Source organism: Streptomyces sp. NPDC029152, assembly GCF_055564355.1.
Genome location: NZ_JBVHWR010000003.1, coordinates 579,947 through 605,123, shown reverse-complemented (window position 1 = coordinate 605,123; position 25,177 = coordinate 579,947). Strand labels below are relative to the sequence as shown.

The following is a 25,177-nucleotide window of genomic DNA, read 5'->3' as shown; positions in this document are numbered from 1 at the left end:
GTCGACACATCACGAGAGCGGAACGGCCGGAGGAATGATCCGACCGTTCACAGCGTCCTCGCTGTGTTTTCTTCAAAGGAACCTCGTCCCGGCCGGACGGCCGGAGACGGGGTATCAACATATCTGGCGTTGACTTTTGGCACGCTGTTGAGTTCTCAAGGAACGGACGCTTCCTTCGTACTCACCCTCGCGGGCTTTCCTCCGGGCGCTTCCCTTCGGTCTTGCGTTTCCGACTCTATCAGATCCTTTTCCGATCCGATTTCCTCGGTGCTTTCCAGGTTCCCGCTTCCGCGTTTCCCTTTCCGGCGGTTCCGACTCTATCAGATCCTTTCGGGCCCTGATTCCCCGTCAGAGGGGGTTGTCTTCCCGGCTGTTGGGCCGTTCCGACGTCCCAAACCTTAGCGGACTTTCTCGGCGTTTCCCAATCGGTGTCGAGTGGGGCGTCGAGTCCCATCGGAATTGAATTCGGACATGCCGAAACAGTTCCCAGTGGGAGGTCGTGCTGGTGGTTTGATGTGCCGCTGATGCGGCGGGAGGTGCTGCCGCAGAACCGTTACGGCCCCGTGGCAACCCGAAGAACCTTACGGACCCCGCAGGGGACTGTCAAGCACCCCTGTCAAGATCTTTTAATCGAGGTCGGTGAGCCGTCCGCCGGCGTCGGGCTGTGCGTGCTCGACCCTGCGCAGGAGGCGGGTGAGGACCTCGCCGAGGGCCGACCGTTCCTGCGGTGAGAGGTCCTGGAGCAGGTCCTCCTCGAAGACCGTGGCGAGGCGCATGGCCTCCAGCCACTTCTCGCGCCCTTCGCCCGTCAGCTCGACGATCACGCGCACCCGGTTCGACTCGTCGCGCTCCCGGGTGACCAGTCCTTCCGTCACCATCCGGTCGATGCGGTGGGTCATGGCGGCCGGTGTCAGGCCGAGGCGCTTGGCGAGGTCGCCGGGGCCCAGCCGGTAGGGGGCGCCGGACAGGACGAGCGCCTTGAGGACTTCCCAGTCCGTGTTGCTGATGCCGAGTTCGGCCGTCTGGCGGCCGTACGCGACGTTCATCCGGCGGTTGAGCCGGGAGAGAGCCGAAACGATCTTCTCCACCTGCGGGTCCAGGTCCTGGAACTCGCGCTGGTAGGCGGCGATCTGCTCTTCGAGTGTCGGCTCGCCGGCGCCGGAGGTGTCGCCCATGGCCGCAGTATGGCACGCCTCCCCTTTGCCTTGAAGTCCTTCGCTATGTACTCTTTACCTTCGAACTTTAGCTTCTAAGTCTTCAGTCTTAACGGCTGGAGCGGACCACCAAGAGAGGGTGAACGTGACCAGGGCAATGGGCGCCGCGATGCGCCGGATCCACGTGGGCAACGCACTCAGCGCGTTCGGGCTCGGCTTCACCGTCCCCTACCTGTACGTCTACGTGGCGCAGGTGCGGGGGCTGGGGGCCATGACGGCGGGTCTCGTACTCGCCGTCTTCGCCGTGGCCGCGCTGATCGTGCTGCCGTTCGCCGGGCGGGCCATCGTTCGGCGGGGTCCGCTGCCGGTGCTGCTGGTCGCCCTGGTCACCGCCGCGCTCGGCGCGCTGAGCCTGGGGCTGGCGGCCACGGCGGCCACCGTGCTGCTGTCCGCGGCCGCGCTGGGGGCGGGGCAGGCCGTGATGCAGCCGGCGCTCGCCACGATGATCGTGGACTGCTCCCCCTCGGAGACCCGGTCCCGGGCGTTCGCGATGCAGTTCTTCCTGCAGAACCTGGGGCTCGGCGTCGGCGGGCTCATCGGCGGTCACCTGGTCGACACCACGAGCGCCGCGTCCTTCACTCTGCTGTTCGCGATCGAGGCGGCGATGTTCCTGCTGCTGGTCGCGGTGATGGCGACGGTGCGGATGCCGCGGGCGCCGCGGGTGGAGGACACGCCGGGCCGGTCCTCCGGCGGCAGCTGGAAGCAGCTGCTGGACAACCGGGCGATGGTGCAGCTGTGCGTGCTGGGCTTCGTGCTGTTCTTCGCCTGCTACGGACAGTTCGAGTCGGGGCTGAGCGCCTACGGCGTCGAGGCCGCCGGGATCTCGACGTCCGCGCTGGGGACGGCGCTGGCGGCGAACACGCTGATGATCGTGGTCGCGCAGTTCGCGGTGCTGAAGTTCGTGGAGCGGCGAAAGCGGTCGCGTGTGATCGCCGCCGTGGGTCTGATCTGGGCCGTGGCGTGGGCGGTGGCCGGGTACGCCGGGCTCGGGCACGGCAGCCGGACGATGGCGACGGCCGCGTTCATCTCGACGTACGCCCTGTTCGGGCTGGGCGAGGCGATGCTGTCGCCGACGCTGGCCCCGCTGGTGGCGGACCTGGCACCGACCGGGATGGCGGGTCAGTACAACTCCGCCTTCGCCCTGGTGAAGCAGCTCGCGCTGGCGATCGGGCCTGCGGTGGGCGGGCCGCTCGGGGCCTCGTTGCACGGGCCGTACATCGTGGCGTTCCTGCTGTTCTCACTGGGCATCACGGTGCTGGCGGTGCGGCTGGGACGGCAGCTGACGGACGTGCAGAACCAGCCGTCGCTCGCGCGGACCCGGGTGGTCACGCAGGGCGGGACGCCGGCGGGCGCCGTGGCGGCCGCGGAGGCGTGAGCGATGCCGTGACGGGTCCCGCGCCCGTCACGGCCGGACGGCCCACGGCTGGGCTCACGGCTTCGGCAGGACGAACTCGCACCAGACGGACTTGCCGCCGCCGGGCATCCGTCTGGAGCCCCAGTTGGAGGCGATCGTCGCGACGATGGCGATGCCCCGGCCGGACTCGTCCCCCGGTTCCGCGCGGCGGCGCCGGGGCAGGTGGTCGTCGCCGTCGGTCACCTCGATGATCAGTCGCCGGTCCGTGCGGCGCAGGCGCAGGCGCATGGGGGGCGTGCCGTGCTGGAGGGAGTTGGCGACCAGCTCGCTGGCGGCCAGGACGCCCAGGTCGTGCAGGTCGGCGGGGAAGCGCCAGCTGGTGAGGACACCGGAGGCGAAGGCACGCGCGCGGGGGGCCGCTTCGACGCCGCCGAGCAGTTCGAGCGTGGCGTTGCGGAAGAGCTCGGCCTCCGCGCCCTTGCGGGCGGGGTGCTGCAGGACCAGGACGGCCACGTCGTCGTCGTGGTCCGGGGTGACGCCGGCCGAACGGACCAGGCGGTCGCAGATCACCTGGGGGCTGCCGGTCGCCCCGGCCAGGGCGCGTTCCAGGGCGGCGATGCCCTCGTCCAGGTCCTCGTTGCGGCGTTCCACCAGGCCGTCGGTGTAGAGGACGGCGGTGGAGCCGGGGGTCAGGGCGATCGAGCCCGACGTGTGCATCCAGCCGCCCGTGCCGAGCGGGGGTCCGGTGGGCTCGTCGGCGCGCTGGACGGTGCCGGTCTCGTCGCGGACCAGGATGGGCAGGTGCCCCGCGGAGGCGTACACCAGCCGGCCCTCGTTCGGGTCGTGGATGGCGTAGACGCAGGTGGCGATCTGGTTGGCGTCGATCTCGGTGGCGAGGCCGTCGAGGAGCTGGAGGACCTCGTGCGGGGGCAGGTCCAGGCGGGCGTAGGCCCGCACCGCCGTACGGAGCTGGCCCATGACGGCGGCCGCGCGGACGCCTCTGCCCATGACGTCGCCGATGACCAGGGCGGTGCGGCCGCCGCCGAGGGTGATCACGTCGTACCAGTCGCCGCCGACCGCGGTCTCGGTGCCGCCGGGGTGGTAGGTGGCGGCGACGCGCAGGTCGTCGGGTTCTTCGAGTCCCTGCGGGAGCAGCGAGCGCTGGAGAGTGACGGCGGTTTCGCGCTGGCGGCGTTCGCTCGCGCGCAGGCGTGCGGCGGCTTCGGCGTGGTCGGTGACGTCGGTGGCGAAGACGAGAACACCGCGGTCGCCCTCGGTGACCGGGGTGCAGGTGAAGGTGTAGGAGCGGCCGTCGGGGGCCTTGCGGGACTTGAGGGTGCGGGGTCTGCCGCTGCGCTGCACCTGGTCGAGGAGCGGGAAGAGTCCGAGCGCGTCGAGCTCGGGGAGGGCCTCGCGGGCCCGTCTGCCGAGGGGGCGCGCGCCGAAGGCCGTGGCGTAGGCGTCGTTGACGTAGGCGATGCGGTGGTCGGGGCCGTGGACGAGGGCGACGAGGGCCGGGACGCGGTCGAGGACGTCGCGCGTCGGCAGGTCGTCGACGGCCGGTACGGGCGGGGCCTCGTCGGTCAGCTGCTCGACGCGGGCGGCGGGCACGGAGCCGTCTCCCCGGTGGCCCTGGGAGAGCGTCGTGTCGGTCCGCGCCGCGGCGCGGCGCTGTGTTCCGGGGAGTCGGGCGCTCCAGCGCGTGAAGTTCACGAATCCTTGCCTCGGGTAGTCGTCGGCGGCCGGTACCGGAACCGGCAGGCCCGGGAGCCGCGCGGGGTGAGCGGCGGCCCGCCCGCGGTGAGTGGACCAGTCTGGCAGGGTGCCGACCGGCCGACATCCGTCAGACGCCGGGCCGGCCCGGGGAGTTCCTGAGTCCGGCCAGGACTACCCCTTCGGGTTGCGCGGAGGTTCCTGAGGAGGCTTTCCACCGGCCGCGAGTTCGAACTCGGCGCGAGGATGTTCGAGTGACCCCAGGGAGACGATCTCCCGTTTGAAGAGTCCGGCGAGGGCCCATTCGGCCAGCACGCGTGCCTTGCGGTTGACGGTGGGGACGCGGCTGAGGTGGTAGGCGCGGTGCATGAACCAGGCCGGGTAGCCCTTCAGCCTGCGTCCGTAGACGTGGGCGACGCCCTGGTGGAAGCCGAGGGAGGCGACGGAGCCGACGTACCTGTGCGCGTACGTGTCCAGGGGTTCGCCGCGCAGGGCGTGCGCGATGTTGTCGCCGAGGACCCTGGCCTGGCGGACGGCGTGCTGGGCGTTGGGGGCGCACTCCCCGCCGGGTGCGGGGACCGTGACGTCGGGGACGGCGGCGGCGTCGCCCGCGGCCCACGCGTGCGGGGCGCCGTCGACGGCCAGCTGGGGGGTGCACACGAGCCGGCCGCGGTCGTTCAGGGGCAGGTCGGTGGCGGCGAGGACGGGGTGGGGCTTGACGCCGGCCGTCCAGACGACCGTGCGGGTGGGGAAACGGGCGCCGTCACTGAGGACGGCGACGCGGTCCGCGCAGGACTCCAGGCGGGTCTCCAGGCGTACGTCGATGTTGCGGCGGCGCAGTTCGGTGACCGTGTAGCGGCCCATGTCCTCGCCGACCTCGGGCAGGATGCGGCCCGAGGCCTCGACGAGGATCCACCTCATGTCCTCGGCGGTGACGTTGTGGTAGTAGCGGGTGGCGTAGCGGGCCATGTCCTCCAGCTCGCCGAGCGCCTCGACCCCGGCGAAGCCTCCGCCGACGAAGACGAAGGTGAGGGCGGCGTCGCGGACCGCGGGGTCGCGGGTGGAGGAGGCGATGTCCAGTTGCTCGAGGACGTGGTTGCGCAGGCCGATGGCCTCCTCGACGGTCTTGAAGCCGATGCCGTGGTCGGCGAGGCCGGGGACGGGGAGGGTGCGCGAGACCGAGCCGGGCGCGAGGACGAGTTCGTCGTACGCCAGCCGGCGGGCGCCCGTGCCCTCCTCCTCGGTGGCGAGGGTGGTGACGGTGGCGGTGCGACCGGTGTGGTCGATGCTGTGCGCCTCGCCGACGACGACGTGGCACTTGTCGAGGACGCGGCGCAGCGGTACGACGACGTGGCGCGGTGAGATGGAGCCGGCCGCCGCCTCGGGGAGGAAGGGCTGGTACGTCATGTAGGGGTCGGGAGTGACGACCGTGATCTCCGCCTCGCCCCGCCGGAGTTCGCCCTTCAGGTTCCGTTGCAGACGCAGGGCCGTGTACATCCCGACGTAGCCACCGCCGACAACGAGAATGCGCGCACGTTCCTTCACCATCCCATGACGCACCCGGCGCTTGCGTTTGTCCACAGGCCCGGCGATTTGTGTGACCGGAGACCGCTCGGGCGCAGGGTTGGCCGGATCGTCGCCGTGCGGGGCGCCGACGCAGGTCAGCGCGGGTGGGGGAGTGAACGGGAGGGGGTACATTCCGGGCGTATACGGCTCGTGCTCCGATCGGGGGGCGCTCCGTGCGGAACCTGCCCCTTCTGAATTGACCCCCGCTCAACTATGTTCGTCCCCACGGAGTGTGGGGGGATGCGCTCACGGGGTCCGCGACGGGCGGGCCGCCGAACCGGGTCCGCCGTGCGCGCTCCGGCTGTCAATGGCGGGGAGAGTCTCCGGGGGGAGACGTCATTACCGGGGGATTGTCTATGCATGTTCAGGACTCTCATCGATCGTCCGCGTCCACTGTCGCGCCCGACGGCGTGATGGGTGCGGCGGTGGGCGGCGGGCGCGGCGACGGCGGGCGTACGGCGCCCCTGCGCGTGGACGCCCAGCGCAATCTGGAGCACGTGCTGCGCGCGGCGCGCGAGGTGTTCGGCGAGCTGGGGTACGGCGCTCCGATGGAGGACGTGGCGCGGCGCGCCCGGGTCGGTGTCGGCACGGTGTACCGGCGTTTTCCGAGCAAGGACGTCCTGGTGCGGCGGATCGCCGAGGAGGAGACGGCCCGGCTGACCGACCAGGCCCGGGCGGCGCTCGGGCAGGAGGACGAGCCGTGGTCGGCGCTGTCGCGCTTCCTGCGCACGTCGGTGGCCTCGGGGGCCGGGCGGCTGCTGCCGCCGCAGGTGCTGCGGGTCGGGGTGCCGGACGACGGCGACGCCGGCGGCACGGCCGACGAGCCGCGGGTGCCGCAGCAGCGGGTGCAGCCCGGCTCCGGTGAGCTGCGGCTGGTGCCTGAGGGGGCGGTGCCGCTGGTGCCGGGCGCGGGATCGCCCGCCGCTCCGGGGGACGATCACGGGGCGGCGGCGCTGCTGGAGGTCGTGGGCCGCCTCGTGGAGCGGGCGCGTGCGGCGGGTGAGCTGCGGCCGGACGTGTCGGTGTCGGACGTGCTGCTGGTGATAGCCACGGCGGCGCCCTCGCTGCCCGACGCGGCACAGCAGGCGGCGGCCTCGGCCCGGCTGCTGGACATCCTGCTGGAGGGGCTGCGTTCGCGTCCCGCGTGAGGCCGGTGACGGCGTCGGGAGGGGCCACGGGGGGGGCGCTCCGCGTGTCTCGCCCGGTGTCCGTCGGGGCGGGGGCGTGCTCCGGGACCGCCGGGACCGGGGACGCGTCTCTACCCGAACGGCTGACCTCTGGTACCGCGTTGCGGCAAGTGGCCACGGACGAGTGACCCTCCACCATGCGGGCTCCTGCCGTGAAGCCCCTGTGGCAGCCTGACCCGGTGTTCGGGTCAGGTCGGGCAGGTGGCGGGGGCTTTCCGCGATGAGCGTTGACGGGCGGGACGGTGCACTCGGGGACGGTGGGGCCGGGCCCGGTGACCCACCGCGGGTACCGGGGCAGGGCGGTCCCGCGGACGTCCCGCGGGGTGGTGCCTCCGCGGGGGCCGGCGTCCCGGCGCAGCGGGAGCTGCACGAGGACAGCGTGCTGCCGCCCCCGCGCGACGTGCCGCGGTCGGACGCCGAGCTGATCGGGCTGATGCGCTCGGGCGACGACTCGGCCTACGGAGAGCTGTACCGGCGCCACGCGGACGCGGTGCGCCGGTACGCGCGCACCTGCTGCCGCGACGCGCACACCGCGGAGGACCTCACCGCGGAGGTGTTCGCCCGCGTGCTCCAGGCGGTGCGCGGCGGATCCGGACCCGAGCACGCCGTACGCGCGTACCTGCTGACCGCCGTCCGGCGCGTCGCCGCGGGCTGGACGCAGTCGGCCAGGCGGGAGCACCTGGTCGACGACTTCGCGGTGTTCGCCGCGCAGTCCGCGCACACCGCCGAGCTGCCGGACGACGACACCCTGGCACTGGGTGCCGACGTGCGCGCCCTGCACGAGGCCGAGCAGTCCATGGCCATGCGGGCGTTCCGGTCGCTGCCGGAGCGGTGGCAGGCCGTGCTGTGGCACACCGAGGTCGAGGACGAGTCGCCGAGCGAGGTGGCCGTGCTCTTCGGGCTGGACGCCAACGGCACGCGCGTGCTCGCCAGCCGCGCCCGTGAGGGCCTGAAGCAGGCCTACCTCCAGGCGCACGTCAGTGACGCCCTCGCCGCAGACGAGGAGTGCGCCCGCTACGCCGACCGGCTCGGCACCTACGCGCGCGGCAGGCTGCGCACCCGGGCCGAGCGGGGCCTGCGCAAGCACCTGGAGGAGTGCGCCCGGTGCCGACTGGCCGCCGGTCAGATCGAGGAGGTCGCGAGCGGTATCCCCGCCGTGGTGCCGGTGGCGGTCATCGGCTGGTTCGGCGCCGCCGGGTACGCCAAGGCCGCCGGGCTCGTCGCCGGGGGCGCGGGCGCGGCCGGCGGAGCGGGCGCCGCGGCCGCGGCGGGTGGTGGCGCGGCCGGCGGAGCGGGCGCCGGGGGCACCGGGGGCGGCGCGGCGGCCTCCGAGGGGCTCGGCGCGCCGGTGAAGGCCGGTATCGCGGCCGGCGCGGTCGCCGCGGCCGTCGCGGCCGGGCTGGTGTTCGCCCTGGCCGGCAACGACGGCCCGGACGAGGAACCGCCGGAGGCGGCCCCGCCCGCCTCCGCATCGGTGGCACAGCCCGCGCCGGACACACCCGCGCCGCCGGAGCGGTCCCCGCGCCCGCCGGTGGCCGCACCCGGACCGGCCCCCGCGCCCACCCCCACTCCGGCACCCCCTCCGGCCCCCTCGCCCACGCCCCCTCCGGCACCCGAGCCGACGCCGACCCCCTCACCCACACCCACGCCGAAGCCCACGCCGACCCCCTCCCCGGCACCGTCTCCGGCGCCCACGCCGCCGCCCGCCCCGGCCGTCTACCGGTGGAACGAGCTGGCGTACGACGTCACCGGTGACGGCTCCGGGCCCGAGATGAGGCTCACCGGGAGCAGCTGGGTGTGGCAGCGCACCGCCCTGTCGATCGCCGGCGTGCGGTACGCGCACGGCGTCACCGTGAACGGACGCTCCTCCGTCACCGTCGACCTCAACCGCTCCTGCTCGTCCTACGACGCTCTGGCCGGCGTCGACGACCTGACGACGAAGCTCGGAAGGGTCCGCTTCTCGGTGTACGCGGACGGCGTCCTGCTGTGGGACTCGGGGACGGTCGAGGGCGGGGACCCGGCGGTGCCCGTCCACGTGGACGTGTCCGGGCGCGGGACCGTACGTCTGGTGGCCGAGCCGCACGGTCCCGTCGACTCGGCGGCGCTCGCGGACTGGGCGCAGTCGCGCTTCACCTGCGCGTAGGGGCCGCGGTGGCGTCCGGTCCGGCCCCGCGCGCCGTTGACGCGGCCGCGCCGAGCGCACCGCGTCCCGCCGAACCCGCACAGGCCGCCGCGGGCCCCGTCAACCCCGTCAGCCCCGTCGCACCACGGCGCCCGCGCTCCCCAGCGCCCCCCGCTGCGGCGCGATGCCCGCGGGGACCGCGCGTTGCCGTGCCGGGGTGCCGGTCCAGCAGGTGCCCCGACGGGCGAGGAGGCGGCGGAGCCACAGCTCCAGGGAGATCAGGCCGGCCAGTCCCTCCAGCGGCAGCGGCTCGCCCGCGGCCGCCCCGCGCACCGCCTTGCGCACGACCCGCGCCTCGACCAGCCCCGCCTCGGCGAGCAGCGGTGTGTCGAACAGCGCCAGCAGGGAGTCGGCGGCGGCCCGCAGCCCCGTCCGCGCGGTGGAGACGGCCAGTGCCTGCGTCGGCGCCCCCCAGCCGCTCGGCAACTCGCTCACCCCGGCGCCCTCCAGCACCGTGCGCAGGATCGCGGCCCGCGCCCCGGGCTGGACGCGCAGCGCCTCCGGCAGCGCACGGCAGGCGCGGACGACCTGGTTGTCGAGGAACGGCGCGTGCAGCCGCTGGAAGCGGATCTCCGCGGCCTGCTCCAGCACCCGCACCTCGGCCGCCTGCCGGGCCAGTGCCGCCCGCGCGCGGAAGTCACCGGGCCGCTGCCCCGGCCCGGTTCCGGACCGCTGGATGGACGCCTGGAGGCGAACCGATACTTCAGCGAGCGCCTCCCCGGTCAGCCACCGCGCCGCCGGCCCGGGCCCGGCCCAGGTGAGCACGGCGAGCGACGCCTCCATGGCACCGCCGCCCCCGCCGGCCGGCTCGTCGAAGCGCCGGCGCAGCAGCCGCTCGGCGAGACCCTCGACGCCCGCGCGGTAGGGCGTGCGCGACAGACGCCGGGCCGCGGCGTACACGCGCGCGGGGACCAGCACCGAGCCGTCGGCCTTGGCGAGCGCGGCGACCGGGCGTACGAGGTGGCGCCGCTTGCGGTCCATCAGCAGGTCGGCCAGCCGGGCCGGGTGGGCGTCCAGCACCTGCCGCGCCCCGTAGCCCGTGAAGTGGTCCGCGCTGCCGGCGGCCAGCCGGGCCCGGTGCCGCGCCGCCGACACCAGGCAGGAGCCCGGTTCGTCGGTCAGGGGCCCGTCGAGCACGGCGTACGGCAGGGCCTCCGCGCCGCCGGCGACGACCACGTGGTGCAGCCGCGGGTTGGCGGCCAGGGCGCCCGCCCGCTCCAGTTCGGATTCCCGTCCGCCGACGGCCAGGTCGTTGAAGGTGACGGCGAGCAGCCGCTCGCCCGCGCCCGTGCCGTGCCCGAGCACGGTGCCCGGCATTCCCGGCAGCCCGGCGGCCAGCAGCGCCAGCGTCCCCGAGGCCGGCCCGCCGGACAGGTCGGCGCCGATCCCGGGCACCGGCATCCCGCGCGCGGCGCGGCGTTCGGCGGGCCCCATGCCCGGCACCGGGCCGGGGTCGATGCCGTCCCCGGGGACGTGCCGGGGCGCGGCGAGGCGCGTCCGTACGGCTTCCACCAGCGCGTCGCGCACGCCGTCCACGGCCCCGTCCGGGTCGGCGGCGGGGGCCGCCACCGCGAGCGAGGCCACCGGTTCGTACCCGGCGATCTCACGTGCCCCGGCGCGCAGGATCAGCGCATGCCCCGGTGGGACGCGCTTCACGCCGTCGTACGGGGTGGAGTCGTCCAGCGCGGCCGGTACGTCCGGTGCGGCGAGCAGCGCGGCGAGGTGCCCGAAGTCGAGGTTGGCCTCGATGAGGTCGGCCAGGGGCAGGGCGGCGGTCGCGTACGCCGTGCCGCCCGCCCAGGGGGTGTGGAACACGGGCCGCGCGCCCGCGAGGTCGCCGCAGACGGTGATCCGCCGGCCGACCTGGACGACCGCCGTGTAGCTGCCGGGCCACGCGGTCAGGTGACGCAGTGCACCGCCGCGCGCGGCGAAGAGACCGACGCGCAGCTGCTCGTCGGACGCGCCGCAGATGCCGAGGACGGCGATCCTGGTCCGGGGGTCGACGCTGACGACGCGCACCTCGTCGGGGCGCCAGTCGCCGACCGCCCACAGGGGGTCGGGGTCGCCCCACAGGAGCTGGGACCCCACGGGCTGGACCGTCTCACCGTCGTACCCGGTGGCCCCGGCGGAGCCGCCGGCCCCCGCGCTTCCCGCGGCTCCCACGGTGGTGCTGCTCCACCCCACCAACCACCGCATCGACGCCTCCACAGGCCGGGGAACCAGTGCACCGTACGAACTGGTTCCCCATGCTGCCATGAAGGGTACGCCGCAGAGCGTCGGCGGAGCCGCATGTGCTCCCCTGAATGCGCCCCCGCGGATACCCGTGCGAGGACGCCGACTGCCGGTGGCCGGGCGCCGGTCACGGCGCGTGGACTTCCCGGGGGCTCGTTCCGACGACGCGAATGCGCCCCCGGAACGCGCTCTTTGGCTCCCCCGTGCGCCCGCAAGTCCCATGGTGAGGACACCGGAACCCCGCCTTCGCGGGGGGTCGTTTTTGGCCAAATCGACGCCGCACGGACAGCGTCCGACACGCTCCGTACAGGTTCTGCGCATCGCCCGGAGTCGCGCGGTCCGGGAGACGGGCCACGTCTCCCGGACCGGTCCGCCGCCCGCGGGGATGTAGGCGGCGGCGTCCCCCAGCCCACTGGACCCAGTACAGCGGGCCGACCCACGCAACCGCCATGGAATCGCTCCCCCGGTGGCCGGAGAAGAGCGCACGGACGGGCGCACGGCCACACACCGGGAGCACGCGGCGACGTTCCGTACAGGGGGCGCGCTTCGGTACGGACCACAATCCCGCCAACCGGAACAATGCCCCTTAACGCATGGGATCCGGAGAACTACGCTGGGTTTACGAATGCCGCGTGGTTATGCCAGTGCGGCAGCCGTCTGTGTCGAGGGGTGGCGCATGTCCAGGGAGCAACGCGGGCCGAACGAAAAGCTCGGCGCCGTTCTCGCCCTCGCGGGAATCAGCAACGCAGGACTCGCCCGGCGCGTCAACGATCTCGGCGCCCAACGCGGGCTGACGCTTCGCTACGACAAGACGTCGGTGGCGCGCTGGGTGTCGAAGGGCATGGTGCCGCAGGGTGCGGCGCCGCACCTGATCGCCGCCGCCATCGGCCAGAAGCTCGGCCGTCCGGTGCCGCTCCACGAGATCGGCCTGGCGGACGCGGATCCCGCCCCCGAAGTGGGTCTCGCCTTCCCGCGGGACGTCGGACAGGCGGTCAGGTCCGCCACCGAGCTGTACCGCCTCGACCTCGCCGGGCGCCGGGCCGGCGCCGGCGGCATCTGGCAGTCGCTCGCCGGGTCGTTCGCGGTGAGCGCATACGCAACGCCCGCCTCGCGGTGGCTGATAACCCCGGCCGACAGCTCGGTGGCGCGCGACGCGAGCCCGGCCGAGGGCTCCGGCGCACCGATCAAAGTCGGCCACAGCGATGTGCGGAAACTGCGGGAGGCCGCCGAGGACGCCCGCCGCTGGGACTCCAAGTACGGCGGCGGCGACTGGCGCTCGTCGATGGTCCCCGAGTGCTTACGCGTCGAGGCGGCTCCCCTGCTGCTCGGCTCCTACTCCGACGAGGTCGGCCGCGCCCTGTTCGGCGCCTCGGCCGAACTGACCCGCCTGGCCGGCTGGATGGCCTTCGACACCGGCCAGCAGGAAGCGGCCCAGCGCTACTACATCCAGGCCCTGCGCCTGGCCCGCGCGGCGGCCGACGTCCCCCTGGGCGGCTACGTCCTCGCCTCCATGTCCCTCCAGGCCACCTACCGCGGCTTCGGCGACGAGGGCGTGGACCTCGCCCAGGCCGCCCTGGAGCGCAACCGCGGCCTGGCCACGGCCCGCACGATGAGCTTCTTCCGCCTGGTCGAGGCCCGCGCGCACGCGCGCGCGGGCGACGCGCCGGCGGCGGGCGCCGCCCTGAAGGCCGCCGAGAGCTGGCTGGAACGCGCCCGCCCGGGCGACAACGATCCGACCTGGCTGGGCTTCTACTCCTACGACCGGTTCGCCGCCGACGCGGCCGAGTGCTACCGCGACCTGAAGGCACCGCGCCAGGTCCGCCGCTTCACCGAGCAGGCGTTGTCGCAGCCGACGGAGGAGTTCGTCCGCTCGCACGGGCTGCGGCTCGTCGTCTCGGCGGTGGCCGAGCTGGAGTCCGGCAACCTGGACGCGGCCTGCGAGCAGGGCGTGCGGGCGGTCGAGGTCGCCGGGCGCATCTCCTCGGCCCGCACCACCGAGTACGTCAAGGACCTCCTGCACCGCCTGGAGCCCTACGGCGACGAACCGCGCGTGGCCGAGCTCCGCGAGCGCGCCCGGCCGCTCCTGGTGACCCCGGCCTGAAGTCCGGTGCCGCACGGGTTTGAGGGCATTGTCAGTGGCGCAGTGCACTATCGGAGCCGGGAGACGGACCGGGAAGGGACCGGGAGGTGGGACACGTGCGGACCGGGGTCGCACACGACTGCGACGTGCTGGTGATCGGCGGCGGGATCGTCGGCCTGTCGACGGCGTACGCGATCACGCGCACCGCGCCGGGCACGCGCGTGACGGTGCTGGAGAAGGAGCCGGGGCCGGCCCGCCACCAGACGGGCCGCAACAGCGGGGTGATCCACAGCGGCGTCTACTACCGCCCGGGCTCGCTGAAGGCCCGCTACGCGGTGCGGGGCGCCGCCGAGATGGTCAAGTTCTGCGCCGAGTACGGCGTCGACCACGCGATCACCGGCAAGCTGATCGTCGCCACCGAGCGGTCCGAGCTGCCCCGGCTGCACGCGCTCGTGCAGCGCGGCCGGGAGAACGGCATCCCCGTGCGGGAGCTGGGCACGGCCCAGATCCACGAGTACGAGCCGGAGGTCCGGGGCCTGGCGGCCATACACGTCGGGACGACCGGCGTCTGCGACTTCGTCGGCGTGGCACGGCAGCTGGCCCGGGCGTCCGGGGCGGAGATCCGCTACGGCGCGGAGGTCCTGCGCATCGACCGGCGCCCGGACCTCGGGGTCGCCGTCCGCACCCGTACCGGTGACGTGGTCCGCGCCCGGGTCCTGGTCAACTGCGCCGGTCTGCACTGCGACGAGGTCGCGCGGATGACCGGGGACGACCCCGGGATGCGGATCATCCCGTTCCGGGGCGAGTACTACGAGCTGGCGCGGCCGGAACTGGTGCGGGGCCTGGTCTACCCGGTGCCCGACCCGGCGTTCCCGTTCCTCGGCGTGCACCTGACCCGCGGCATCGACGGCAGCGTGCACATCGGCCCCAACGCGGTGCCGGCCCTGGCCCGCGAGGGCTACGGCTGGGGCGTCGTCCGGCCCCGCGAGCTGGGCGCCACGCTCACCTGGCCGGGCTCGCGGCGCATCGCCCGGCGGCACTGGAGGTACGGCGCCGGGGAGCTGCGGCGGTCGCTGTCCAAGGGGGCGTTCACCTCGGCGGTGCGCAGGCTGCTGCCGTCGGTGACGGAGGACGACCTGGTGAAGGCGCCGGCCGGGGTGCGGGCGCAGGCGGTGCTGGCGGACGGGACGCTGGTGGACGACTTCCTGATCAAGGAGGGGGCGTGTGCGGTGCACGTCCTGAACGCGCCGTCTCCCGCGGCGACGGCGGCGCTGCCGATCGGGCGGGAGGTGGGGCGGCGGGCGCTGGCTCTGCTGGGGGCGGATGCCGTGGCCCGGCGCTGACGGTGCCCGGCCCGGACGCGGGGCGGGTCGGATCGCGCTGCCCGGCGCCACGGGGTGCTTCCCCCTGGAGGGCTGCCCCCGGCGCCCACCCGTGCCGCCCCGGCGGCACGGCGGCTCGCATGCCCGGTCCGGCCGTAAAATCGACTCACTGTGTCTGATTCACGCCATGCCCCCGAGACCTCGCAGCCGGTTCGCGCCAAGGGTGAGCCCCGGTTCCCCGACGGGCCGAAGGCCGACCCCGCCGGATCGCACTTCGAGCGGCGCATCCGGAGCTTCCAGCCGCGCCGGAGCAGGGTCACCACCGGACAGGCGGACGCGCTGCAGCGGCTGTGGCCGAAGTGGGGACTGGACATCGACGGACAGCGGGTCATCGACCTCACCGAGCTGTTCGGGAACACCCGCCCCGTCGTCCTGGAGATCGGCTTCGGCATGGGCGAGGCCACCGCCCAGATGGCCGCCGCCGACCCGGACACCAACATCCTCGCCGTCGACGTCCACACCCCCGGCCAGGGGAACCTGCTCGGTCTCGCCGACCGGAACGGCCTGTCCAACATCCGCGTGGGCAACGGCGACGCGATCATCCTGCTGCGCGAGATGCTCGCCCCCGACTCCCTCGCCGGACTGCGCGTCTACTTCCCCGACCCCTGGCCGAAGAAGCGGCACCACAAGCGCCGTCTGATCCAGCCGGAGTTCCTCACCCTGGCCGCGTCACGCCTCGCGCCGGGCGCCGTCGTGCACTGCGCCACCGACTGGGAGCCGTACGCGGAGCAGATGCTCGAGGTCCTCACCGCGCACCCCGGCTTCGAGAACACCGTGGCAGGCGGCGGTTTCGCGCCGCGCCCCGCCCACCGGCCCCTGACCCGTTTCGAGGGCCAGGGACTGGACAAGGGACATGTGGTGAACGACCTGCTCTTCCGTCGCGTACAGGAGCACCCCCCCACCGGTTAGGGTCCATGCCGTGGCCACCTGTCCCCCGTGTCCGACGCGTCCGCCCGCGCCTCCGCACAGGCACCCGCACTGGTGGCAGCGCACCTGGGTGCGTTACGGCGCGCTGATCACCCTGCTCGCGCTCTCCGGCCTGGTGATCCTGGCCCTGGTGCGCGAACAGACCGGCACCCGGGGATTCCTGGTGGGGCTGGGGCTGGCGGTCCTTCCCGTGCCGCTGCTCGTAGCCGCCTTCCGCTGGCTGGACCGGGTCGATCCCGGTCCCTGGCGGAACCTGCTGTTCTCCTTCGCCTGGGGCGCCTGCGCGGCGGCGCTGATAGCGATCATCGCCAACAGCTTCGCGACGCGATGGATAGCGACGGCCACCGCCGACCCCACCGGCGCGGACACCCTGGGCGCCACCGTGATAGCGCCGGTCGTGGAGGAGTCCGCCAAGGCCGCGGCCGTCCTGCTGGTCTTCCTCTTCCGCAGGCGGGACTTCACCGGCATCGTCGACGGCGTCGTCATAGCCGGCGTCACCGCCACCGGCTTCGCCTTCACCGAGAACATCCTCTACCTGGGCACCGCCTTCGGCACCGACCAGCTCACCGGCGACCGGGGCATCGCCTCCGTGACCGCGGCGACCTTCTTCGTCCGCGTCGTCATGTCGCCGTTCGCCCATCCGCTGTTCACCGTGCTCACCGGCATCGGCTTCGGCGTCGCCGCGCTCTGTGCCGACCGCCACCACCTGCGCCGCGCCCTGCTCCCCCTGTCCGGCCTGCTGCTCGCGATGGGCATGCACGCGCTGTGGAACGGCTCGGCCTCGCTCGGCGAGTACGGCTTCTTCGCCGTGTACGCGGCGTTCATGGTGCCGGTCTTCGGCCTGCTGACCTGGCTGGCGATCTGGACCCGGCAACGCGAACTCGCCGCCGTGCGGACCGAGCTGCCCGTCTACGCGGTGGCCGGCTGGCTGGCGCCGGCCGAACCGTTCGCGCTCGGCTCGATGCGTGCGCGCCGCATCGCCCGGCAGCACGCCCGTCGTCACGCCGGGAAACCGGCGGCGCGGACGGTGGCGGAGTACGAGGCGTACGCGACCTCGCTGGCGTTCCTGCGGCAACGGGGGCGCAAGGGCCGGGCGGGCGCCGACTACGTCGTACGGGAGGGGGAGTTGCTGCGCGAGCTGTGGCGCCGGCGGGAGGTGGCGCGCCCGGCACTGGACCACGCGGCCCGGGCCACGGCGCCGTCCGCCCCGGTGGCCGTACCGCCCTGGCCGGCGTACGGGGCGCACACGGCAGCCACGCCGTACACCGCACAGGCCCCGTACGTCACCTCGTACGCCACGCCCGCCTACGCCCCCCGCACCGCGTACCCGTCCCAGAACCCGTACCGGACGTAGCGGCAGCCGAGAAGGTCCCTCAGGCGGACGCCTCCGTCAGCCCGAGCACCTCCGCCTCCGTCAGCTCCAGGTCCGCCACTCCCAGCAGCGCCGGCAGCTGCTCGGCCGTCCGCGCGGACGCGATCGGCGCGGCCACCGACGGCTGGGCCGCCAGCCAGGCCAGGGCCACCGTGGCGACCGGCACGCCGTGGGCCTCGGAGACCTCGTCCAGGGCGGTGAGCACCCGCCGGCCGCGCTCGCTCTCCAGGTGCTTCGCGGCGCCGCCCGCCCGCGGGCTGTCGACGGTCGTGCCGGGCCGGTACTTGCCCGTGAGGAAGCCGGACGCGAGGGCGTAGTACGGAACGGCGGCCAGGCCGGCCCGCTCGGCGAGGTCGCGCAGCCCGCCCTCGTAGGTGTCGCGCGAGACCAGGTTGTAGTGGGGCTGCAGGGCCACGTACCGGGCGAGGCCCTCGCGGTCGGAGAACTCCAGGGACGCCGCGAGCCGCTCGGCCGTGATGTTGGAGGCGGCGATGTACCGGACCTTGCCCGCGCGCACCAGGTCGTCGAGCGCGCCGACGATCTCCTCGACCGGCACCTCGGGCTTGTCGAAGTGGGTGTAGTAGAGGTCGATGTGGTCGGTGCCCAGGCGGCGCAGCGAGGCGTCGGCCGCGGCCTTGATGTTGGCGGCGGACAGGCCGGGATACTCCGGGTGCTGGCTGACCTTCGTGGCGATCACCACGTCGGCGCGGTTGCCGCGTGCCGCGAGCCACTCGCCGATGAGGGTCTCGGACTCGCCGCCGCTGTTGCCCTCGACCCACGCGGAGTAGGAGTCGGCGGTGTCGACGAAGTTGCCGCCGGCGGCGGTGTAGGCGTCGAGGACGGCGAAGGAGGTGTCCCGGTCGGCGGTCCAGCCGAAGACGTTGCCGCCGAGGGCGAGGGGGAAGACCTCGAGGTCGGAGGAACCGAGCTTGCGCAGAGAAGTCATGTCTTACCACAACAACCGCCCCGGAACTGGTCATTCCGGGGCGGTGCGAAAAAGCGCGAACCGGCAGCCCTGACGTCGGGGGGTGCCCTCAGAACTGTCGCGGTCCCCGGGGGACGGCGCTGTCGGACGCCCTGTCCTCAGAGGGTGAGGCCCTTGCCCTGCAGCCATGCCGCCGGGTCGACCCCGCCCTCGGCACCGCCGACGTGGACCTCGAAGTGGAGGTGGGGCCCGGTGACGTTGCCCGTGGCGCCCACGCGGCCGATGACGTCACCGGTGTTGACCTTCTGGCCGACGCTGACGTTGATCGACGACTGGTGGCAGAACCACAGCTCGGTGCCGTCGTCCAGGGTCAGGATCGTGCGGTAGCCGTAGGAGCCGGCCCAGCCCGCCTCGGTGATCGTGCCGGTGTGGACGGCCTTGATGAGGGTACCCGTGGGCGCGGCGAAGTCGAGGCCGGTGTGGTGGCCGGAGGACCACATGGAACCGGCCTGGCCGAAGGTGGAGGTGATCGTGTACGAGGAGGTCGGCAGCGTGAACTGCTTGGCCAGCTCGGCGAGCCGCTCGGCCTCGGCCTTCTTCGCGGCCTCCTCCTCCGCCTTCTTCCTGGCGGCGGCGGCCTTGGCCTCGGCCTCCTTCTCCGCCTTCGCGGCGGCCTCGGCGGCCTCCTTCTCGGCCTTGGCGGCGGCCTCGGCGGCGGCCTTGGTCTCGACCTGGATCTGCTGCTGCTCGGCCTGCTGCATGATGCGCGCCCGCAGGGCCTCACCGGCGTCGGTGGAGCCCTCGGCGGCGTCGGTGGTGGTCACGCCGATGCCGCTGAGCGGGGTGGCGGAGCCCTGGGGCTCCGGCTCGTCGGCGGAGATGTCGGGGATCAGCGAGCCGACGTTCGGCAGATCGGGCATCGAGATCGGCATCGGCGGCTTGCCGGTCTGTGCGCTGGCCATGCCGCCCGCTCCGACGGCCGCGATGACGCCGACGCCGAGGACGGTGGAGCTGCGGGCGAGTCCGCCGCGCTGCTTGGCGACGCGGTGCCGGCCGCGTACGGGCCGGATGGACTCCGCGGTGGGGTTCCACTCCTCCCAGGGGCCCTCTTCGGCGCGGCGGACGTCGTGGCCGAAGGGTTCGGTGTCGCGCCGGCTCGGCACGAACGGGGCCTCGGGGGCAGGCCGGTTGGACGCCACGTGGGCGTACTCCTTTCCTTCCTTCCGCCTACCGGGTTAGCTGACGGGTTCGGAGCAGGAAGGTCTCCTACGCGCGTATACCCGCCGTGTCTCCACGGCGTCATACGCCCGATTCACCCCAGAGTGGTGGTTCCCCGGTTCCCTCGCGGGATTCGGCGCGTGCGCACGGAGCCGCCTTCTGTGACGGCTGGGACGACCGCGCTGCGTTATCGAACGTTAATAGACGGGGGGCGTTGATTCCAAGCCGTTCCGATTGATCATTAAGGATTCCGGCCCGGACTTATCCCCCACGAGGTGCTGAAACGGGGCGATTTGAACAGCCTTCAGATAACAACTTCACATCACATGTTTCTGACGTTGTGTCAGTTGTTATGCGGAGGGCGGTCGCGTCGTCACCACCCGTGACGCCGGCCGGGACCGCCGCGCCGCTCAGTGCCGGCGCACGGCGAGCAGCGCCATGTCGTCCGCCATGCCGCCCCCGGAGTGCCGGCGCACCTCGTCGGCGAGGGTGTCGAGCAGTTCGGCCGGATGCCGGAAGACGCGGCCGGCCAGCCGCGCCGGGGGATCGTAGAACCGGCCGTGGGCGTCGCGGGCCTCGGACAGTCCGTCGGTGTACAGCAGCAGCGTGGCACCGCCGGGGAAGCCGGTCACCTCCGCACGGTCGGGCCACACCCCCAGCTCGCCCATCCCGAGCGGCAGCGCGAACTCCCCGGCCTGCACCGGCTGCACGGTGCCGTCGGCGTGCAGCAGCAGGGGCGGCGGGTGGCCGCGGTTGACGATGCGCACGGTCCCCTCGCCGTGCGGGAGTTCGGCGAGGACGGCGGTGGTGAACCCCTCGAAGGCGTCCAGCCCGTCGCGCCGGGTGCCCTCGCGCGCCAGCGCCCGCTCCAGCCGCTGCGCGACCGCCTCCAGCGTCGCCTCCTGCTCGGCGGCCTCGCGGAAGGCGCCGATCACCACGGCGACGGCGGCCACCGCCCCCATGCCCTTGCCGCGCACGTCACCGACGATCAGCCGCACGCCGCGGGCACTGTCCTGCACCGCGTAGAGGTCGCCGCCGATGAAGGCGTCGGCCTGCGCCGCCTCGTAGCGGGCGGCGATCTCGAAGCCGCCGATCCGCCCGGCGGGCTCGGGCAGGACGGCGCGCTGGGCGGCCTCGGCGATCTCGCGGGCGGAGGCGAGGCGCGCGTCGGTGCGGCGGACGAAGGCGTTCACGAGGACGGCGAGGGCGGCGACCGTCGCGATGGTGATCAGCTCGGTGAGCGAGTCCACGTAGTGGATGACGCCCTTGCTCAGCTGGAGTCCGATGACGGCCGCGACCACGGCGACGCCGGTGAGCGCGGTGCCGCGCCGCGAGTAGACGGGGGCCGCGACCAGGGGCGCGGCCGTGTAGAGGGGGCCCGCGGTGAAGTACCGGGGGGTGAAGAGGTCGTACAGGACGGCCACGGCGACCAGCAGGACGGGGAGCAGACGCACGAGGGTCCGGCCGTACGGGGCCCGCCACCGCTTCCGCCCGGGGGGCGGCACGGGCACGGGGGCGGCACCGAGGCCCGGGTCGGGCACCGGGTCGCCGGGCATCCGGCCACCGGCCCTGGCACAGGGTTCGTCGTCGTCCACGTCACCTGGCCGCACCACTTCGTCTCCCGCCGCCCCTGCACGTCCACGCCGCTTGCCGTCCCGTCCTCCAGATTTCCCGCAGGACGGACGGGGGGCGAGTCGTGAGGGCCGGCCGGGTGACGGGCGCCCGGATACACCGAAGGCCGGAATCCTCGAGGATTCCGGCCTTCGGTCTTGAGTAGCGGGGACAGGATTTGAACCTGCGACCTCTGGGTTATGAGCCCAGCGAGCTACCGAGCTGCTCCACCCCGCGTCGTTGTGTCTCCAGTGTACGTCATGTCGGGGGCGGAACGCACACGCGTATCTCAGGAGCCCGGCAGGTGGCGGTTCGGGCCCTTCGCCGCCGCCTCGTACTCCGGCAGGACGACGACGACGGCGCCGCCGTCGGCGAGCACCCCGCTGCCGTCGGCGCCCGGCACGAACGTGTCCGGCTCACGCCAGGCGGTGACCACGCGGCGTACCCCGGCGTCGAGGATCAGCCGGGCGCAGGGCGCGGGCCGGGAGGCACGGCGGGCGCACGGTTCCAGGCTGCTGTACACCGTGGCGGTGGTGAGCCGCGGGTCGGCCGGATCGACCTTGGCGAGCGCGGCCTCCTCGGCGTGCACCACCGGGTCCCCGCCCTCCCGCGAGTGCCCGCGCGCGAGCTCCGTGCCGTCGGCGGCGACGACCACCGCCCCCACGCTGAACGCCGTGCCGGACGGCGGACACAGCTCGGCCAGTTCGCAGGCGAGCGCCAGCCAGTGCCGGTCGGCGGCGGACACGTGACCGACGGTGCCCGGGGCGGTCGGCCGGTAGCGCATGAGCACGACGTCCTCGATCCGCCGCGTCTCCACCAGCCTGAGCCGCCCGCGCTGGTAGTCACCGGGACCGAACAGCCGGGGGGCGCCCGGATCGCCGACGAACAGCGGGGCGAGGACGAGCTGCAGCTCGTCGGCGAGCCCCTGCTGCACCAGCCGGCTGTGGACGGTCCCCCCGCCCTCCACCATCAGCCGCCGCACGCCCCGCCGGTCGTGCAGGAACTCCAGCGCCGCCCGCCAGTCGAGCGGGTCCCCGAGCGGCACGACGTCGGCGGCGATCCCGAGCGCGTGGGCCCGCCGGGCGCCCTCGTCGGTGGTCAGGAGGACCTTGTCCCCGCCGGTGTGCCAGAAGGCCGCGGCCGGGTCCAGCTCGCCCGATCCGCTGACCGCGACCTTCAGCGGGTACTCCGGCCTGCCCGCGGCGGACCGGGCGGCCCGTCGCCCGGCCGAGTTCACCAGCAGCCGCGGGTTGTCGGCCCGGATCGTGCCGGCGCCGACCAGGATCGCGTCGACGGACGCCCGCACCTCGTCGACCCGGTCGAAATCGGCCGGGGAGGACAGCAGGAGCCGCTCGGGACCGGTGTCGTCCAGGTAGCCGTCGAGGGACACGGCGGCGGAGAGGATGACGTACGGGAGGGACATGGGCGTACTCCGGTGAGGCGGGCGGACGGGCGCCGGGTGCGACGGGGCAACCCTAGGCGCCCGTGCCGCCGGCGTCCGTTCCCGCCCGCCGGCGACGGGGGGCCGGCACCGGACCGGCCATCCCGCCAAAGGACCGGTCCGCCCGCCGAGTACGGTGTCGCTCGGCTCGCCGCTCGACGTGCTGCGCAGGAGTTCCGCGGGCGAGGGCCCGTCGTCACCGTTCGCGGCAAGGGCTCCTTCGCTTCACCGGGGAGAGCGGGGTCCACGACCGCGGTGATCCAGGTCACTGCGGCGTGCGTCCCCGTGATGTTCGCCGTGTGCGGCGCGCTGTAGGTAGGGGTCACCCGCGTGACGGGTGTGCCCCGCGTGACTTTTTTCCGAGGCCCTCCGCGGGCTTCCTATGGGGTGGATGTGTCATGAGTCGTCGTACGTCGCATGCGTACAGACCGTTGAGCTTGAAGAGACGGGCGTGGCTGACGCTCGGCGCCGTGGTCCTGGGGGGCGGGGGCGTCGTGACGTACGCGGTCGCCAGCCCGTCCGACGACCCCGGTGCGACGGGCCGGGCCAAGCGGCCCGTGAAGGTCTACGACCTCGCGCTGAAGGGGGCCATGAGCGGCAAGCGGGAGCTGCCGCGCACGGGCACCAGGCAGTTCTCGCTGGTCGGCGTCTCCTGGTCGGGGCCCGTCGAGGGGCTCGACGGCACGGCGCAGGTGCGCACCCGCGAGCTGGAGAGCGGTGAGTGGAGCGCCTGGCAGGACCTCGAGGTGAACATCGACCCGCCGGAGGACCCGGAGGCCGGAATGCGCGGCGCGTCCGAGCCGCTGTGGGTCGGCCCCTCCGACGGCGTCCAGGTCCAGGTCCTCCACGAGGACGGCACCACCGGCAAGCTGCCCAAGGGGCTCGAGGTCAACCTGGTCGATCCGGGCGTGGTGACCAAGGCCGAGACCGAGGCGACCGGCCCGGCGGCGTTCGTCGCCGAGGAGACCAGCCCGGCGGCGTTCGTCGCCGAGGAGACCAGCCCGCCGCCCACCGGCTCGCCGTCCGCACCGCCGTCCACCAGCCCGCCGCCCACCGGCTCGCCGTCCGCACCGCCGTCCACGGTGCCCGAGCCGTCGGTGACCTCGCGCGCCAGCTGGGGCGCCGACGAGTCGCTCAGCCCGGACCCGTCCGAGTACAACGCCGACGTGAAGGCCGTCTTCGTCCACCACACCGACGGGGCCAACGACTACTCCTGCGCCGACTCCGCGTCGATCGTGCGGGGCATCTACGCGTACCACACGCAGGTCAACGGCTGGAACGACATCGGCTACAACTTCCTGGTCGACAAGTGCGGCACCGTCTTCGAGGGCCGCAAGGGCGGCACCGGCCTGCCGGTGCTGGGCGCGCACACCTACGGCTGGAACCGCGAGTCCGCCGGCATCGCGGTCCTCGGCGAGTACGCCTCCACCCCCGCCTCCAACGCCGCGCTGGCCTCCGTCGCCCGCGTCGCCGCCTGGAAGCTCGGCCAGTACGGCGCCGATCCGGCCGGGACGGTCCAGCTCAGCGCCGGGGCGAGCCAGAAGAACTACTTCGGCACCGGCTTCGTCACGGGCACCAAGTACACCTTCAACCGGATCTCCGGCCACCGCGACGGCTACAACACCCAGTGCCCCGGCAACTCCCTCTACGCCCAGCTGCCGGCCATCCGCGCCTGGGCGGCCGGCCCGGTGCAGGGGCTGAAGGTGACCTCGGTCGGCGGCGCGGGCCTGTCCGGCACGACGTACTACACCAAGGGCGCCCTCAGCGTGAAGTGGGCGGCCACCACGCCCGCGTCGCTCGTCAGGAACTTCCAGCTGCTGGTCGACGGCAAGGCCGTCGTCACCGCTTCCGGTACGGCCACGTCCGCGAGCACGACCCTGCCCGTGGGCAGCCACACCGTCGCGGTGCGGGCGGTGCACCAGTCCGGCAGGACCGTGACCACCGCCGCGCTGAAGGTCGTCGCGGAGACGACCGCGCCCACCTTCAGCACCACGCCGAAGCTCTCCCTGCGCGCCGGTACGGTCAACACCACCGCCGTCCCGGTCACGCTCGGCTGGAAGGCGGCCGACGACAAGGCGCTGCGCGGGGTGAAGCTGCTGACCCCGGCGGCCGCGTCCTTCGGGCCGACCACCACGGCCTCCAACCGCACCGCCGCGTCCGGCAAGACCACCGGCTGGTCGATGCAGGCATACGACTACGCCGGCAACTACCGCAACGCCTCCGCCTCCTACACGCCGGTCATCCTGCAGGAGACGTCGGCGGTGAGGTCCGGCAGCTGGACGAGCCGGTCCTCCTCCAGCTACCTGGGCGGCAAGTCGTACTCCAGCGGCTCCAAGGGTGCCGCGCTCACCTGGACCTTCACCGGCCGTTCCGCCTCCTGGGTGGTCTCCCGGGCCTCCAGTTCGGGCCAGGCGTACGTCTACGTCGACGGCGTCAAGGTCAGCACGGTCGACCTGAAGTCCTCCAGCACCCTGTACCGGCAGGCGGTCTGGACGAAGACCTGGTCCGGCAGCGCCAAGCACACCGTCAAGATCGTCGTGGTCGGCACCAGCGGCCGTCCCACCATCACCACCGACGGTCTCGTCTACATCAAGTGACGTCGGTCCCTCGTCCGACGAGGGACCGACGCCACAGCGGCCCTGGTCCCGCCCTGGTCAACCAGGCGGGACCAGGGCCGGAGGACCGGGGGCCGGGATGAGCGGTTCGCCCAACCGGCCGTGCACCGGGAACAGGCGGCCGCCGGGGAGCCGCTCGAGAAACCACATCCACCGGC

General features: G+C 73.7%; 16 protein-coding genes, 1 tRNA gene and 1 riboswitch. Of the genes, 8 read left to right on the top strand and 9 right to left on the bottom strand.

Annotation, left to right across the window (positions count from 1 at the left end):
* Positions 1 to 626: 626 nt before the first annotated feature.
* Positions 627 to 1,175, bottom strand: a complete 549-nt coding sequence (locus ACZ4V6_RS09435; protein ID WP_467824309.1) for a MarR family winged helix-turn-helix transcriptional regulator — start codon at positions 1,173 to 1,175, stop codon at positions 627 to 629.
* Between the two features lie 136 nt (positions 1,176 to 1,311).
* Here ACZ4V6_RS09435 and ACZ4V6_RS09430 point away from each other — a divergent pair, with 136 nt between their 5' ends.
* Positions 1,312 to 2,589: an MDR family MFS transporter gene (locus ACZ4V6_RS09430; protein ID WP_467824364.1), complete on the top strand. Its 1,278-nt coding sequence runs from the start codon at positions 1,312 to 1,314 to the stop codon at positions 2,587 to 2,589.
* 54 nt (positions 2,590 to 2,643) lie between these two features.
* Here the strand turns inward: ACZ4V6_RS09430 and ACZ4V6_RS09425 are convergent, their stop codons facing one another.
* Together ACZ4V6_RS09425 and ACZ4V6_RS09420 are read right to left on the bottom strand one after the other, a co-directional pair.
* Complete coding sequence (locus ACZ4V6_RS09425) at positions 2,644 to 4,281, bottom strand: ATP-binding SpoIIE family protein phosphatase (RefSeq protein ID WP_467824307.1); 1,638 nt, start codon at positions 4,279 to 4,281, stop codon at positions 2,644 to 2,646.
* Positions 4,282 to 4,455: 174 nt separating this feature from the next.
* Positions 4,456 to 5,829 (bottom strand): NAD(P)/FAD-dependent oxidoreductase, encoded by a 1,374-nt coding sequence (locus ACZ4V6_RS09420; protein ID WP_467824304.1) that lies wholly within the window; start codon positions 5,827 to 5,829, stop codon positions 4,456 to 4,458.
* 374 nt (positions 5,830 to 6,203) lie between these two features.
* Here ACZ4V6_RS09420 and ACZ4V6_RS09415 point away from each other — a divergent pair, with 374 nt between their 5' ends.
* Together ACZ4V6_RS09415 and ACZ4V6_RS09410 are read left to right on the top strand one after the other, a co-directional pair.
* Entirely contained in the window at positions 6,204 to 6,995 is a 792-nt protein-coding gene (locus ACZ4V6_RS09415; protein WP_467824302.1) for a TetR/AcrR family transcriptional regulator, read from the top strand.
* 259 nt (positions 6,996 to 7,254) lie between these two features.
* The gene (locus ACZ4V6_RS09410) at positions 7,255 to 9,177 is read left to right on the top strand and encodes a sigma-70 family RNA polymerase sigma factor (protein WP_467824300.1); all 1,923 of its coding nucleotides are present in this window, start codon (positions 7,255 to 7,257) and stop codon (positions 9,175 to 9,177) included.
* Between the two features lie 108 nt (positions 9,178 to 9,285).
* Here ACZ4V6_RS09410 and ACZ4V6_RS09405 read toward each other — a convergent pair whose 3' ends face one another.
* Complete coding sequence (locus ACZ4V6_RS09405) at positions 9,286 to 11,412, bottom strand: asparagine synthase-related protein (protein ID WP_467824297.1); 2,127 nt, start codon at positions 11,410 to 11,412, stop codon at positions 9,286 to 9,288.
* A gap of 712 nt (positions 11,413 to 12,124) precedes the next feature.
* Here ACZ4V6_RS09405 and ACZ4V6_RS09400 point away from each other — a divergent pair.
* From ACZ4V6_RS09400 to ACZ4V6_RS09385, 4 genes are all read left to right on the top strand, one after another.
* Positions 12,125 to 13,549, top strand: coding sequence for an MFS transporter (locus ACZ4V6_RS09400; RefSeq protein ID WP_467824294.1), 1,425 nt, complete (start codon positions 12,125 to 12,127; stop codon positions 13,547 to 13,549).
* Positions 13,550 to 13,635: 86 nt separating this feature from the next.
* Entirely contained in the window at positions 13,636 to 14,871 is a 1,236-nt protein-coding gene (lhgO, locus tag ACZ4V6_RS09395) for an L-2-hydroxyglutarate oxidase (RefSeq protein ID WP_467824292.1), read from the top strand.
* A gap of 150 nt (positions 14,872 to 15,021) precedes the next feature.
* Positions 15,022 to 15,819, top strand: coding sequence for a tRNA (guanosine(46)-N7)-methyltransferase TrmB (gene trmB, locus ACZ4V6_RS09390; protein WP_467824289.1), 798 nt, complete (start codon positions 15,022 to 15,024; stop codon positions 15,817 to 15,819).
* Positions 15,820 to 15,829: 10 nt separating this feature from the next.
* Positions 15,830 to 17,191, top strand: a complete 1,362-nt coding sequence (locus ACZ4V6_RS09385) for a PrsW family intramembrane metalloprotease (RefSeq protein WP_467824287.1) — start codon at positions 15,830 to 15,832, stop codon at positions 17,189 to 17,191.
* A gap of 19 nt (positions 17,192 to 17,210) precedes the next feature.
* Here the strand turns inward: ACZ4V6_RS09385 and ACZ4V6_RS09380 are convergent, their stop codons facing one another.
* The 5 genes from ACZ4V6_RS09380 to ACZ4V6_RS09360 form a co-directional block, all read right to left on the bottom strand.
* The gene (locus ACZ4V6_RS09380) at positions 17,211 to 18,155 is read right to left on the bottom strand and encodes an aldo/keto reductase (protein ID WP_467824285.1); all 945 of its coding nucleotides are present in this window, start codon (positions 18,153 to 18,155) and stop codon (positions 17,211 to 17,213) included.
* 137 nt (positions 18,156 to 18,292) lie between these two features.
* The gene (locus ACZ4V6_RS09375) at positions 18,293 to 19,333 is read right to left on the bottom strand and encodes a M23 family metallopeptidase (protein WP_467824282.1); all 1,041 of its coding nucleotides are present in this window, start codon (positions 19,331 to 19,333) and stop codon (positions 18,293 to 18,295) included.
* Positions 19,334 to 19,343: 10 nt separating this feature from the next.
* A riboswitch (cyclic di-AMP (ydaO/yuaA leader) is annotated at positions 19,344 to 19,501 on the bottom strand.
* Positions 19,502 to 19,762: 261 nt separating this feature from the next.
* Positions 19,763 to 20,947 carry a PP2C family protein-serine/threonine phosphatase gene (locus tag ACZ4V6_RS09370; protein WP_467824280.1) on the bottom strand — a complete coding sequence of 395 codons (1,185 nt, stop codon included), beginning with the start codon at positions 20,945 to 20,947 and terminating at the stop codon, positions 19,763 to 19,765.
* A 179-nt stretch (positions 20,948 to 21,126) separates the two neighbouring features.
* Positions 21,127 to 21,200, bottom strand: a tRNA-Met gene (locus ACZ4V6_RS09365).
* 52 nt (positions 21,201 to 21,252) lie between these two features.
* Complete coding sequence (locus ACZ4V6_RS09360; protein WP_467824277.1) at positions 21,253 to 22,386, bottom strand: dihydrofolate reductase family protein; 1,134 nt, start codon at positions 22,384 to 22,386, stop codon at positions 21,253 to 21,255.
* 455 nt (positions 22,387 to 22,841) lie between these two features.
* Between ACZ4V6_RS09360 and ACZ4V6_RS09355 the strand changes: the two genes are divergently transcribed.
* A complete protein-coding gene (locus ACZ4V6_RS09355) occupies positions 22,842 to 25,001 on the top strand; it encodes a peptidoglycan recognition protein family protein (RefSeq protein ID WP_467824361.1) in 2,160 nt (719 codons plus the stop codon).
* Positions 25,002 to 25,177 lie beyond the last annotated feature (176 nt).